Source organism: Streptomyces sp. Alt3 (genome assembly GCF_030719215.1).
GTDB classification, from domain to species: domain Bacteria; phylum Actinomycetota; class Actinomycetes; order Streptomycetales; family Streptomycetaceae; genus Streptomyces; species Streptomyces glycanivorans.
Window position 1 is genome coordinate 2,708,439 of sequence record NZ_CP120983.1, and the last position, 13,672, is coordinate 2,722,110.

The following is a 13,672-nucleotide window of genomic DNA, read 5'->3' on the forward strand; positions in this document are numbered from 1 at the left end:
GGGTTCACGGGCGGGGCGGGGCGGTGGGGCTCACTGCTTATGCGGCGGCGAGCTTCGCGGCGGAGTCGGCGTCGACACAGGCCTGGATGACGGCGTCGAGGTCACCGTCGAGCACCTGGTCCAAGTTGTACGCCTTGAAGCCGACGCGGTGGTCCGAGATCCGGTTTTCCGGGAAGTTGTACGTCCGGATCTTCTCGGAGCGGTCCACGGTGCGCACCTGGCTGCGGCGCACGTCGGAGGCCTCCTGCTCGGCCGCCTCCTGGGCCGCGGCCAGCAGCCGGGACCGCAGGATGCGCATGGCCTGCTCCTTGTTCTGGAGCTGGCTCTTCTCGTTCTGGCAGGACGCGACGACACCGGTGGGCAGGTGCGTGATGCGCACGGCGGAGTCCGTGGTGTTGACGGACTGGCCGCCGGGGCCCGAGGAGCGGTAGACGTCGATGCGCAGGTCGTTGGCGTGGATCTCGACGTCGACCTCCTCCGCCTCGGGCGTGACGAGCACACCGGCGGCGGAGGTGTGGATGCGGCCCTGCGACTCGGTGGAGGGCACGCGCTGCACGCGGTGCACACCGCCCTCGTACTTCATGCGGGCCCAGACGCCCTGGCCGGGCTCGGTGGCACCGTTGCCGCCCTTGGTCTTCACTGCGACCTGGACGTCCTTGTAGCCGCCGAGCTCGGACTCGGTGGAGTCGATGATCTCGGTCTTCCAGCCCACACGCTCGGCGTAGCGCAGGTACATGCGCAGCAGATCCCCGGCGAACAGGGCGGACTCGTCGCCGCCCGCGCCCGCCTTGATCTCCAGGAGCACGTCCTTGTCGTCACTGGGGTCACGCGGGACCAGGAGAAGGCGGAGCTTCTCGGTGATCTCCTCGCGCTGCTTCTCCAGGACCTTGACCTCGGCGGCGAAGTCCGGGTCGTCGGCCGCGAATTCGCGGGCGGTCCCGATGTCGTCGCCGGTCTGCTTCCAGGACCGGTAGGTGGAGACGATCGGGGTCAGCTCCGCGTAGCGCTTGTTCAGCTTGCGCGCGTTGGCCTGGTCGGCGTGCACCGACGGGTCGGCGAGCTTCTTCTCGAGATCGGCGTGCTCGCCGATCAGTTCCTCGACCGCCTCGAACATCTTCGGGCTCCTGGTTTCTGCGTCATACGTCTGCGGGCCTGCTGGAGGTGTGCCGTCGGCGCGCGCCCCTCGGGTACGCCCGGCCGCACAGCCGGAAAAAACGCCGGTCCCGGCGCCCCGTTGGAGGGCGTCGGGAACCGGCGCTGTGGCTCGCTACTTGCTGGCGGAGCCGGCGGCCTTGCCGAAGCGGGCCTCGAAGCGGGCCACGCGGCCGCCGGTGTCGAGGATCTTCTGCTTGCCCGTGTAGAACGGGTGGCACTCGGAGCAGACGTCGGCGCGGATGGCGCCGCCCTCAAGGGTGCTCCGGGTGGTGAACGACGCACCGCAGGTGCAGCTGACCTGCGTCTCGACGTACTCGGGGTGAATGTCGCGCTTCAAGGTGTCTCCTAGATTCGGGAGGGTTCCGGGTCGTTCGCGCGGATTGCGCGTCCGTGAACCGGGACCGACGTACCAGTCTGCCAGGACCGGCCGTATCTCCCAAAACGAGGACCCGGCCGTGTGTATTCCCCTGCGCACGGGGAACGTTCCGCGATCGCACGGTGACGGAATGTACCGTTACCGTACGACCTTCCCCGCCCCGCCCTTGTCGCCCGCCGACTGCGCCGTGGCGGACGCCGGGACGGGCTTGTCCTGCTTGAGCGCCGCCCACACCTGCCGGTCGGCCTTCTCCTGGGGCAGCACGCGGTTGGGGTCCTGCGGGTCGTACTCCACGGGCAGCGTGACCATGTCGACGTTCTTGGAGCCGAGCCCCTTGAGCCCGTTGGCGAAGCCGGTGAGCTTCTTGACCGAGGCCAGTTCGGAGTCGGTGGTGACGGCCTTGGTCGCGGTGTCCGCCAGCCCGAACAGGGTCTTCGGGTCCGAGAACACCCCGACGCTCTTCGCCTGGTCCATCAGGGCCTTCACGAAGGCCTGCTGGAGCTGGATGCGGCCCAGGTCGCTGCCGTCGCCGACGCTGTGACGCGTGCGGACGAGGCCGAGCGACTGCTCCCCGCTCAGGGTGTGGGTGCCGGGCTCGAGCGAGAGGTGGCTGTCGGGGTCGTCGATCGCCTGCGAGGTGGTGATGTCCACGCCGCCGAGCTCGTCGACGAGCTTCTTGAACCCGGTGAAGTCGACCTCGACGTAGTGGTCCATGCGGATGCCGGACATGGACTCGACGGTCTTGACCGCGCAGGCGGGACCGCCGACCTGGTAGGCCGAGTTGAACATCGTCTGGTGCTCGGCGCCGACCTGTTCACCGGTCGTGTCGCTCGTGCAGGCGGGGCGGTCGACGAGGGTGTCCCGCGGGACCGAGACCACACTGGCGGAGGTGTGCCCCTCGTTGACGTGCACGATCATCGCGGTGTCCGCCCGCGCGGACCCCTCGTCGGCGCCGTACGCGGAGTTGGCGCCGGAGCGGGAGTCCGACCCCAGGACCAGGATGTCCTCGGAACCGTCGTCCACGTCGTCGGGACGGCCGCTCCCCAGGGCTGCGTCGATGTCGACGCCCTTCAGGTTCCCGTTGAGCGTGTAGTAGGCGTAACCGAGCCCGGATCCCCCGACGACCACCAGGGCCGCGGCGCCCCACAGGGCGATCCTCTTCACGCGGCGGGCCCGGGACGGCTTCCTCCGGCGGCTGCCGGTCCCGCGTATTCGGCCGGCGCTCCTGCTCTGCTCGGTCATACGGCTCCCTCGTTCGTGCTCCCTGGTCCCCTGCCAGGAGATTCAGTCGTGGCTGGCCGGCGCTGCGCCGGAGCCGAAGCAGGGAAAAGAGTTGCACAGGCGAACGCCGGTCCGACATGAGCGGACCGGCGGGCGCGGACGCGCGCGGCGCGTCGGGGGCGGGTCGGCATCACCGGTCCCACCTGCGGGTTCTCCGCACTTCGCACGGCCTCGTCAGCGCGTCCCCGACCCCGCGCCTCTGTGGGGAAGGTCTCCCCGCGCGGGGAGGTGGGAGGAGCGCGACAGCCGCCGGGCACGGAATCGGCTGTGAGCCCGCCTCGCGCCGGTCTCCGGCCGAGGCGTTGTCGAGGTCACCTGGCGGGACGACGAGCGCCCCACCACCCACGAACGCGCGGCCGTGCCGCCCGAGCCTCCGACACGCCCAGGGGATGTTCGCCCGGACCGGCGCCGAGGACAGGGACGCACCCCGGCGTCCGCGCGACGTAAGGGCGCAACGCGGCTGCCATGCGGTCCAGTTGCCCCCGAAGGAGACGTAACTCCCCTGTCAGGGTGGAGCGCTGAGTCGCCCCTGTACGCGGAACTGCCCCCGTCACCGGAGTGACGGGGGCAGTTCGGCAGTGCTGCTGATGCGACGTCAGTCGTTGCCGCCGCCGTTGCCCGGCGTCGTCTTCTGGATCTGCAGCAGGAACTCCGCGTTGGACTGCGTCTTCTTCATGCGGTCCAGGAGCAGCTCGATGGCCTGCTGCTGGTCGAGTGCGTGGAGCACACGGCGCAGCTTCCAGGTGACGGCCAGCTCGTCGGTGCCGAGCAGGATCTCTTCCTTACGGGTGCTGGACGCGTCGACGTCCACCGCCGGGAAGATGCGCTTGTCCGAGAGCTTCCGGTCGAGCTTGAGCTCCATGTTGCCGGTGCCCTTGAACTCCTCGAAGATCACCTCGTCCATGCGCGAGCCGGTCTCGACGAGCGCGGTGGCCAGGATGGTCAGCGAGCCGCCGTCCTCGATGTTGCGCGCGGCACCGAAGAAGCGCTTCGGCGGGTAGAGCGCGGTCGAGTCGACACCACCGGACAGGATGCGGCCGGAGGCCGGCGCCGCCAGGTTGTAGGCACGGCCCAGACGGGTGATCGAGTCCAGCAGGACCACGACGTCGTGGCCCAGCTCCACGAGGCGCTTCGCGCGCTCGATGGCGAGCTCGGCGACCGTGGTGTGGTCCTCGGCGGGACGGTCGAAGGTCGAGGAGATGACCTCGCCCTTCACCGACCGCTGCATGTCGGTGACCTCTTCCGGACGCTCGTCGACCAGGACGACCATCAGGTGGCACTCGGGGCTGTTGACCGTGATCGCGTTGGCGATGGCCTGCAGGATCATGGTCTTACCGGTCTTCGGCGGGGCCACGATCAGGCCACGCTGGCCCTTGCCGATCGGTGCGACCAGGTCGATGATCCGGGTGGTCAGGACGTTGGAGTCGGTCTCCAGACGGAGCCGGTCCTGCGGGTACAGCGGGGTCAGCTTCTGGAACTCGGGGCGGCCGCGGCCGGACTCCGGCGCCATGCCGTTGACCGAGTCGAGGCGGACCAGCGCGTTGAACTTCTCGCGGCGCTCGCCGTCCTTGGGCTGGCGCACGGCACCCGTGACGTGGTCACCCTTGCGCAGGCCGTTCTTACGGACCTGGGCGAGCGAGACGTACACGTCGTTCGGGCCCGGCAGGTAGCCGGAGGTCCGGATGAACGCGTAGTTGTCGAGGATGTCGAGGATGCCCGCGACGGGGATCAGGACATCGTCGTCGGCCACCTGGACGTCGGTCGCGAAGTCGTCGCGGCCGCGACGGCCACGGCGGTCGCGGTAACGGCCGCGACGGCCGCGACGGCCGCCCTCGTCGTCGAAACCGTCGTCCTGCTGGCCGCCGCCGCCCTGCTGGCCCTGGCCCTGGCTCTGGCCGCCGCCCTGCTGGCCCTGACGGCGTCCACCGCTCTGCTGGCCCTGGTCGTCGCCCTTGCCCCGGCGGTCACGCTGGCGGTCCCGGCGGTCACCGCGGTCACCGCGGTCACCACGGTCCTGACGGTCGCCGCGGCGGCCGTCCTGGCGGTCGCCCCGACGGCCCTCGGCGTTGTCCGTGGCGGTTTCGGCCTTCGCGTCGGCCTTCGCCTCGCCGCGCTCGTCCGCGCGGTCCTGGCGGCCCTCGCCCTTCGGCTCGGACTTCGGCTCGGACGCGGCCTCCGCCTTGGACTCGGCCTTGTCCGGGCTGCCCGCCTGCGCGGTCGCGCGGCGCCGGCGGCGCTCGCCCGTCGGCTGGTCGTCACTGGCCGGCTGGCCCGGGATGTCGATCTGCTGCTGCGCGGCGGCCTTGTCGGCGGCGGGCGCGGCAGCGGCTTCCTCACCGGTGCGCGACTTGGACGTGGCACGCCGCTTCGGCTTGCTCCCGGCGTCCGTACCGGCGGACGCGGCGGCCTTGGAGGCGGGCGCGGAGGATCCTCCGGCCTGCGCCTCCTTGATGACCTCGATCAGCTGGCTCTTGCGCATGCGCGCGGTTCCCCTGATACCGAGGCCGGACGCGACCTGCTGCAGCTCGGCCAGGACCATGCCCTCGAGGCCGGTGCCGGAGCGGCGGCGCCGTGCGGTGGTGCCAGAGGCAGCACCTTCGGCGGGCACGGAGCTGTCGACGTTCTTGTCGGCAGTCACGCCCATCAGATCGGTGGTGTCGCTCACGAAGGGTCCTTCCCTGGAGCGGACGTCGGCCTTCTGGCTCGGCGACCGGTTGTGCTGTCCGACTGCGGTCTGTTGATCGTGTCGATCGCGGACCTTGCCGGGGCGATGGTCCGCCGGGTACGGCGGAGAGACGAAAGTGCGGGGTTCCGGCGCGAGATCCCCCTGCTCGGCCCACTCCTGGATGAGCAAGAGGGTGTCGTGCCGGTTCCGGAGCGTGCTCGAAAGCTCAGGCAGGCTGCTCAGGCAGTCGGGGAGGCTCCCGGAAGAGTGGTGGTCCCGGAAGGGGACACGAAGCAACGCGCCACGAAGACGTCGATTGCTGACTTGAGGTTAACACTACCGGCTCCAACAAACATTCCCCCTCTCATGCACCGGCAATCACGTGGGATTACGCGGCGAGCGGCAACACGCTCGCCCCTGTGGCGTCGAGAGCGAGCCTGTTCGCGGCCCACCCCTCTCCCGCCAGCCGGGCGACCTTGTCGGCCGACCCCTCCTCCGTCAGCGCGAGCACCGTGGGCCCCGCTCCGGAGATGACAGCAGGCACGCCGTCGGCGCGCAGCCGGTTCACCAGCTCGACGCTCTGCGGCATCGCGGGCCCCCGGTACTCCTGGTGGATCCGGTCCTCCGTGGCGGCCAGCAGCAGCTCGGGGCGCCTGGTCAGGGCCTCGACGAGCAGGGCCGCACGACCGGCGTTGGCCGCGGCGTCCACATGGGGGACGGTGCGCGGCAGCAGGCCGCGTGCCGTCTCGGTGAGCACCGGGGTGGCGGGGACGAAGACCACCGGAACGACGGAGTCCGCGGGGTCCATCCGGATGGCCCTGGCCGCTCCCCCGTCCATCCACGCGAGGGTGAATCCGCCGAGGAGACAGGCGGCGACGTTGTCGGGGTGCCCCTCGATCTCGGTCGCCAGCTCCAGCAGGGCGGCGTCGTCGAGGCGGGCCTCGCCGCCCGTGGTCACGGCGCGCGCGGCGACGATGCCGGCGCAGATGGCGGCGGACGAGGAGCCGAGGCCGCGGCCGTGCGGGATGCGGTTGGCGCAGACGATCTCCAGGCCGTGGGGCTGTCCGCCGAGGAGGTCGAAGGCCGTGCGCAGGGAGCGTACGAGCAGGTGGTTCTCGTCGCGGGGCAGCGTCTCGGCGCCCTCACCCGCGATGTCGATGTGCAGCCCGGAGTCGGCGACCCGGACGACGACGTCGTCGTAGAGCCCCAGCGAGAGGCCGAGGGCGTCGAAACCCGGGCCCAGATTGGCGCTGGTTGCGGGGACGCGCACCCGGACGGCGGCGGCTCGGAACGCGGGACCGGCCATCGGTTGGACGACTCTTCCTGTACGGCGGCGGGGATGTTGTGCGGGGTACTTCGATGTGCGTGGGGTGCCGTTGCGCGGGGACGGGGAGGGCCCGGCAGTAACGACGGCTGCTGCACCACGACGGACGCGGCGGAGCGGGCTGGGTACAGCTTATCGAAGGAAGGTTCTGCGGCGACATAGGGCGCACAGGAGGCGCACGATGCGTGTCGCACACCTCCTATGCGCTCTTCACCCGGGAAGGCGGTTGAGCTGCGGCGCGGGCCGGCTAGGCGAGGCCCAGCCTCTCGGCCGCGGCCACCGCGTCGACCGGGACGGTGACGGGCTGCGGGGCACCCGCGACGGCCCAGTCGGGGTCCTTCAGCCCGTTGCCCGTGACGGTGCAGACGATCTTCTGTCCGGGGTCGACCTTGCCCTCGTCGGCGGCCTTGAGCAGACCGGCCACGGACGCCGCCGAGGCAGGCTCGACGAAGACACCCTCCTGGGAAGCCAACAGGCGGTAGGCAGACAGGATCTGACGATCCGTCACCTCGTCGATGAAGCCGCCGGACTCGTCCCGCGCGTCCAGCGCGAACTGCCAGGACGCCGGGTTGCCGATGCGGATCGCGGTGGCGATGGTCGCCGGGTCCTTGACGATCTCGCCGCGGACGATCGGCGCGGACCCGGACGCCTGGAAGCCCCACATGCGGGGGGAGTGCGTGGAGATCGCGTCCCCCGCGTACTCCTTGTAGCCCTTCCAGTAGGCCGTGATGTTGCCCGCGTTGCCCACCGGCAGGACGTGGATGTCGGGGGCGTCGCCGAGCGCGTCGACGATCTCGAACGCCGCGGTCTTCTGGCCCTCGATGCGGACCGGGTTGACCGAATTGACGAGCGCCACCGGGTAGTTGTCCGAGAGACTGCGGGCCAGGGTCAGGCAGTCGTCGAAGTTGCCGTCGACCTGGAGGATCTTCGCGCCGTGGACGAGGGCCTGCCCCATCTTGCCGAGCGCGATCTTCCCGCGCGGCACGAGGACGGCGCAGACCATGCCCGCGCGCACGGCGTAGGCCGCGGCGGACGCCGAGGTGTTTCCGGTGGAGGCGCAGATGACGGCCTGCGCGCCCTCCTCCTTCGCCCGGGTGATCGCCATGGTCATGCCGCGGTCCTTGAACGAACCCGTCGGGTTGGCGCCCTCGACCTTGAGGTGCACCTCGCAGCCCGTGCGCTCGGAGAGAACCTGCGCCGGGACGAGCGGCGTACCGCCCTCACGGAGTGTGACGACCGGCGTCGTGCTCGTGACCGGAAGACGGTCCCGGTACTCCTCGATGATGCCGCGCCACTGGTGGGTGCCCTTGCTGGTCATGGGTCCTTACTCCCCTTCAACACGCATGATGCTGGCGACACCGCGCACGGTGTCCAGCTTGCGCAGCGCATCGACGGTCCCGGAGAGGGCGGCGTCGGGCGCGCGGTGGGTGACGACGACGAGGGAGGCCTCGCCGCCGGTTTCCTGACTGTCCGGCCGGCTCTGCTGTCGGACCGTATCGATGGATACGCCCTGTTCGGCGAAGACCGTCGCGACCTGGGCGAGCACGCCAGGCCTGTCGGCCACGTCGAGACTGATGTGGTACCGCGTGACGACGTCGCCCATGGGGCTGACCGGCAGACGCGTGTACGCGGACTCACCGGGACCGGTGGTCGCTCCGATGATGTTGCGGCAGACGGCGACCAGGTCGCCCAGGACCGCGGACGCGGTCGGGGAACCGCCTGCGCCGGGGCCGTAGAACATCAGCTGCCCGGCGGCCTCCGCCTCGACGAAAACCGCGTTGTACGCCTCGCGGACGGAGGCGAGCGGGTGGCTGAGGGGGATCATCGCGGGGTGCACGCGGGCGGTGACGGACTTGCCGTCGGCGGCGCGCTCGCAGATGGCGAGGAGCTTGACGGTGCAGCCCATGCGGCGCGCCGAGGCGATGTCCGCGGCGGTGACCTCGGTGATGCCCTCTCGGTGCACCTCACCGATCTTCACCCGGGTGTGGAAGGCGATGCCTGCCAGGATCGCCGCCTTCGCGGCGGCGTCGAAGCCCTCCACGTCGGCGGTCGGGTCGGCCTCGGCGTACCCGAGGGCGGTGGCCTCGTCGAGCGCCTCGGAGTACCCGGCGCCGCTCGTGTCCATCCTGTCGAGGATGAAGTTGGTCGTGCCGTTGACGATGCCGAGCACCCGGTTGACCTTGTCGCCCGCGAGGGACTCGCGCAGCGGGCGTACGAGCGGGATGGCGCCGGCAACGGCCGCCTCGTAGTAGAGGTCCCTGCCGTGCTTCGCGGCGGCGGCGTGCAGCGCGGAGCCGTCCTCGGCGAGCAGCGCCTTGTTGGCCGAGACGACGCCCGCGCCGTGCTCGAAGGCTGTGGTGATCAGCGTCCGGGCCGGCTCGATGCCTCCGATGACCTCGACGACGACGTCGATGTCACCCCGTTTGACCAGGGCGGTCGCATCGGTGGTGATCAGCGCGGGGTCGATGCCCTCGCGCACCTTGGACGGCCGGCGGACGGCGACGCCGGCGAGCTCGACCGGCGCGCCGATGCGCGCGGCGAGGTCGTCGGCGTGCGTCGTCATGATGCGCGCCACCTCTGTGCCGACCACTCCACAGCCCAGCAGCGCCACCTTCAGCGGACGCGTACGCATCATCCGACCTCGTTTCTCATACTTCTGATGTGTGGACCAGTCTCACTCACCGGACGGGGGTTTCTGCCACCCGTCCGGATTTTGAGATGTGAATTTCATCAGCCGACATCGAGTCGCAGGAGATCTTCCTCCGTCTCGCGCCGGACGATGACCCTGGCCTCCCCGTCACGCACAGCGACGACGGGCGGGCGCAGGGCGTGGTTGTAGTTGCTCGCCATGGAGCGGCAGTACGCACCGGTGGCGGGCACCGCGATCAGGTCGCCGGGGGCCAGGTCGGCCGGCAGGAACGCGTCCTTGACCACGATGTCACCGCTCTCGCAGTGCTTGCCGACGACGCGTACGAGCATGGGCTCCGCGTCGGAGCTGCGCGAGACGAGCGCGACGCTGTACTCGGCGTCGTACAGCGCGGTGCGGATGTTGTCCGACATCCCGCCGTCGACGCTGACGTAGGTGCGCAGGCCTTCGAGCGGCTTGATCGTGCCGACCTCGTACAGCGTGAAGGCCGTGGGGCCGACGATCGCGCGGCCGGGCTCGACGGAGATGCGCGGGGTCCGCAGACCGGCGGACTCGCACTCACGGGTCACGATGTCGCCGAGCGCCTTGGCGATCTCGTGCGGCTCCCGGGGGTCGTCGTCGGAGGTGTACGCGATCCCGAGGCCGCCGCCGAGGTCGATCTCCGGGAGCTCGACGCCGTGCTCGTCGCGGACCTCCGCGAGCAGCTGCACGACGCGCCGCGCGGAGACCTCGAAGCCGGCCATGTCGAAGATCTGCGAGCCGATGTGCGAGTGGATGCCGATGAGCTCCAGGCCGTCCAGGGTGAGCGCCCTGCGGACCGCCTCGGCCGCCTGCCCGTCCGCCAGCGCGATGCCGAACTTCTGGTCCTCGTGCGCGGTGGCGATGAACTCGTGGGTGTGGGCCTCGACGCCGACCGTGACGCGGATCTGCACGCGCTGACGCGTACCGAGCCGCTGGGCGATGTGCGAGACGCGGGCGATCTCCTGGAAGGAGTCGAGGACGATCCGTCCGACACCCGCCTCGACGGCCCGCTCGATCTCGGCGACGGTCTTGTTGTTGCCGTGGAAGGCGATGCGCTCGGCGGGCATCCCGGCGTCCAGCGCGGTGGCCAGCTCGCCGCCGGAGCAGACGTCGAGGTTCAGCCCCTCCTCCTTGAGCCAGCGCACCACGGCGCGCGACAGGAAGGCCTTCCCGGCGTAGAACACATCGGCTTCCGTGCCGAAGGCGTCCGCCCAGGCGCGGCAGCGCGCCCGGAAGTCGGACTCGTCCAGGAAGTAGGCCGGGGTGCCGAACTCCTCGGCCAGCCGGGCGACTTCGATCCCACCGACGGTGAGCGCACCGTCCGCGTCACGGGTGACGGTACGGGACCAGACCTTCGGGTCGAGCTCGTTCAGGTCGGTGGCCGGGGCGGAGTAGTGACCCTCGGGAAGGACATCGGCGTGACGGGGCCCGGCGGGGTGTGCGGATCGGCTCATCGTTCTGCTCTGCTCTCTCAAGTCTCTCGTCAGAGGTGTGGGGGCGCGCTGATGCCGAGCGCGAACAGGCCACCTGCCAGCACCTTCCCGGCGGCTTCGGCAAGGGCCAGCCGGGAGCGGTGGGCGGCCGAGGGTTTCTCGTCGCCGACGGGGAGCGGCGGGGTCGTGTCGTGGAAGTCGAAGAAGGCGCCCGCGACGGTCTCGAGGTGGCGGGCGACGCGGTCGGGGGCGTGGTGCCGGGCCGCGGTGGCGAGCACTCCGGGGTGGTCCGCGAGCGCCGCGTGCAGCGCGGGCGCGGGGACGTCGGCGGACTGCTCGTACGAGCCGGTGAGACCGAGCCGCTCCCCCTCGCGGACGAGCGCGCGGGCGCGGGCGTGGGCGTAGCGGACCAGGAAGAGGGGGTTGGGCTCCCCCTGTACGAGGAGGTCGTCGCCCAGGGGCGCGTGGTCATGGGCGGCGGGCCGCTGGAGCCCCCAGAGCGCGGCGTCGCGTCCGAGACGGTCCACGAGGGCCCCGGCGGTGGTGCCGGCGGGGACGGGACGGATCTCGGTGCTCTCCTCGGCCCCGTACCGCAGGCAGGTCCGGACGCGGAGATCCTGCCAGCGGGGGTCGGGCTCCTCGGTGCAGCCGACGATCACCTGACCGCCCTGGGTACGCAGGAGGCGCGCGACGCTCTGCGCGAGGACGGCGGCCCTGATCTCGCGGGGGTGGTGGAGGCGGTGGAGGCGCCCGGCCTCGGTGGTGACCCGCCCGTAGCGGAGTCCCCGTTCCTGGATCTCGCGGACGCGGGCGGTGCGTGCCTCGGCGCCGGCCGATGCGTCGAGCGTGAAGTTCAGGAAGCCCGGCCCGGTGATCTCGACCCGTCCGATCCCGGGCGCACCGGCCACCCGGTCCCGCAGCAGAGCGGCGACCTCCCGCGCCGGCAGCGCGGCGGGGCCGGCCAGCTGGAGGGCGACGGCGCAGGCGTAGTCGCCCCTGCCGCCGGGCCGTGTCCGCTCGACCCGCACGCGCGCGGGAACCGGCGCGCGCAGGGCGTCCTCGTCGACCGCGCGGCGCACAGCGTGCAGCACGGTCCTGGAGAGATCTGCGGGGGTCACGGCACCAGCGTATGGGAGGAAGGGGGGCGCTTCGCCAACCGGTTTCGCCATACGGGCAGCTATCCGCTCGGCCACGGCTTCAGCCGGCCGTGCTAGCAGGCGGTCCCCGCACCCCGCCTGCTGCCGACGGGCCCGGGATCCTCCCGGCGGGCGAGGCGGCGCACCATCCGCACCAGCTCGCTCGGCTCGAAGGGCTTCGCCAGGAACGCGTCGACCCCGGTGGCCACCTCGCAGGGGGTGCACGCGCTGATGACGGCAACCGGCAGATGCCCGGTCCTCGGATCGGCACGCAGCCGGGCCGCGGTCTGTATGCCGTCGAGCCGGGGCATCACCACGTCGAGAGTGACCACATCCGGGCAGACCTCGTGCACCAGGTCCAGGCACTCGACGCCATCGGCCGCGGTCACGACCTCGAAGCCCTCCAGCTCGAGATTGACCCTGATCAGCTGCCGGATGACCTTGTTGTCGTCCACAACAAGCACGCGGCCGTACGCCCCTGACACCCTTCGAGGGTAGGTCGAGCGGAGGAGCTGCGTCCGGGTTTTGCCCACTTCCGCCCCCGGAGGGGTGGCCGGGGCCCGTGCCGTGACCACCGGGGAGGGCTCCGCATCCGGGCCGTCAGGCCCGCCCACGGCCACCCGCACCGGCCCGGACGACGCGGAAATATCCGTTCCCGGACACCCGCCCGGAGCTGGTAGGGTTTCACTCGTCGCCGCCAAGCGCAGCGACAACGCCCCCGTAGCTCAGGGGATAGAGCATCGGCCTCCGGAGCCGGGTGCGCAGGTTCGAATCCTGCCGGGGGCACTTCGCAGGAAGTGCCGAAAAGACCCTCTCGCCAGTGCACGCACTGAGCAGGGGGTCTTTTTCATGCCCCCAGCCCGTGTAGGGCATCGGGCATGGTGCTTCACCATGCGAAGTTGGCCGGGTCCTGTGACAGCCGGCGCAGGGCCCGCCGAGTAGCTGTCCCACGACCGCCTGCACGGCGTTCTCCGCATGAGCAGCCTTTGCCCGCATGTGCTCTACGCAGTCACGCACGGGCGGTTCCGGGACCTTGCCGGGCCTGCCGGCGGCGTCACCCCCCGCTACTGGCCAACAGCGAAAATCCGGACGAACGCCCGGCAAGCTCGTTGTTGGGGTGATGTGTTGACATCGATCGGAGCCGGGGGACTCATGACGTTCGACGACGAGTGGGCACAGCTCAAGGCCGACGCACAGGACCGGCGGTCCACGCAGATGAGCCTCAATACGGCCGGACCCGAGTCGGGCAGTGCGGCGTCCGGGGCCAATTCCGACCTCGTGGTTCATCAGGACGACCTGGGCGCGGTCGGTAACGAGGCCTTCCGGGTCCACGGCGAGCTGCAGAAGCGTGCCGACATCGCAGGTGCCGGCATCGACAAGGCCGGCGCGGGGACGACCGCCCGGGTTGCGGCCGAGTTGCAGGGACGGAACTTCAGCTCGGGCGGTGAGCTGTACACCACTCTCGAGGTCTGGACCTCGCATGTGAAGACGGTCCTGCAGATGTGCGCCCACATCTCCAACCACCTGGACTATTCGAAGAAGGCCCACGCCAACGACGAGGTACAGATCGCCGCCTCCCTCGCGGGAAGAGACGGTTCGCCCGTGCCGGTGTCGGAGCTGCTGTAGTACGTGAA

At 70.9% G+C, this 13,672-nt stretch carries 11 protein-coding genes and 1 tRNA gene; 2 read left to right on the forward strand and 10 right to left on the reverse strand.

Annotation, left to right across the window (positions count from 1 at the left end; translation table 11 throughout):
• Positions 1-37: 37 nt before the first annotated feature.
• From prfA to P8A20_RS11460, 10 genes are all read right to left on the reverse strand, one after another.
• Positions 38-1,114 carry a peptide chain release factor 1 gene (gene prfA, locus P8A20_RS11415; RefSeq protein ID WP_014154059.1) on the reverse strand — a complete coding sequence of 359 codons (1,077 nt, stop codon included), beginning with the start codon at positions 1,112-1,114 and terminating at the stop codon, positions 38-40.
• A gap of 153 nt (positions 1,115-1,267) precedes the next feature.
• A complete protein-coding gene (gene rpmE, locus P8A20_RS11420) occupies positions 1,268-1,492 on the reverse strand; it encodes a 50S ribosomal protein L31 (protein WP_099174467.1) in 225 nt (74 codons plus the stop codon).
• A 177-nt stretch (positions 1,493-1,669) separates the two neighbouring features.
• A complete protein-coding gene (locus P8A20_RS11425; protein ID WP_147959511.1) occupies positions 1,670-2,773 on the reverse strand; it encodes an LCP family protein in 1,104 nt (367 codons plus the stop codon).
• Between the two features lie 634 nt (positions 2,774-3,407).
• The gene (gene rho, locus P8A20_RS11430) at positions 3,408-5,477 is read right to left on the reverse strand and encodes a transcription termination factor Rho (RefSeq protein WP_147959510.1); all 2,070 of its coding nucleotides are present in this window, start codon (positions 5,475-5,477) and stop codon (positions 3,408-3,410) included.
• A gap of 388 nt (positions 5,478-5,865) precedes the next feature.
• Positions 5,866-6,783, reverse strand: a complete 918-nt coding sequence (gene thrB, locus P8A20_RS11435; RefSeq protein ID WP_147959509.1) for a homoserine kinase — start codon at positions 6,781-6,783, stop codon at positions 5,866-5,868.
• Between the two features lie 265 nt (positions 6,784-7,048).
• Positions 7,049-8,119 (reverse strand): threonine synthase, encoded by a 1,071-nt coding sequence (gene thrC / locus P8A20_RS11440; protein ID WP_306103442.1) that lies wholly within the window; start codon positions 8,117-8,119, stop codon positions 7,049-7,051.
• Positions 8,120-8,125: 6 nt separating this feature from the next.
• Positions 8,126-9,436, reverse strand: a complete 1,311-nt coding sequence (locus P8A20_RS11445; protein WP_187282145.1) for a homoserine dehydrogenase — start codon at positions 9,434-9,436, stop codon at positions 8,126-8,128.
• A 95-nt stretch (positions 9,437-9,531) separates the two neighbouring features.
• Entirely contained in the window at positions 9,532-10,923 is a 1,392-nt protein-coding gene (gene lysA / locus P8A20_RS11450) for a diaminopimelate decarboxylase (RefSeq protein WP_306103443.1), read from the reverse strand.
• Between the two features lie 29 nt (positions 10,924-10,952).
• The gene (nrtL, locus tag P8A20_RS11455; protein ID WP_306103444.1) at positions 10,953-12,020 is read right to left on the reverse strand and encodes an ArgS-related anticodon-binding protein NrtL; all 1,068 of its coding nucleotides are present in this window, start codon (positions 12,018-12,020) and stop codon (positions 10,953-10,955) included.
• Positions 12,021-12,112: 92 nt separating this feature from the next.
• Complete coding sequence (locus P8A20_RS11460; protein WP_371934394.1) at positions 12,113-12,523, reverse strand: response regulator transcription factor; 411 nt, start codon at positions 12,521-12,523, stop codon at positions 12,113-12,115.
• 229 nt (positions 12,524-12,752) lie between these two features.
• On the opposite strand from P8A20_RS11460, the gene P8A20_RS11465 reads away from it, so the two are divergent.
• Positions 12,753-12,824, forward strand: a tRNA-Arg gene (locus P8A20_RS11465).
• A 366-nt stretch (positions 12,825-13,190) separates the two neighbouring features.
• Positions 13,191-13,664, forward strand: coding sequence for a hypothetical protein (locus tag P8A20_RS11470; RefSeq protein WP_306103446.1), 474 nt, complete (start codon positions 13,191-13,193; stop codon positions 13,662-13,664).
• Positions 13,665-13,672: the final 8 nt, after the last annotated feature.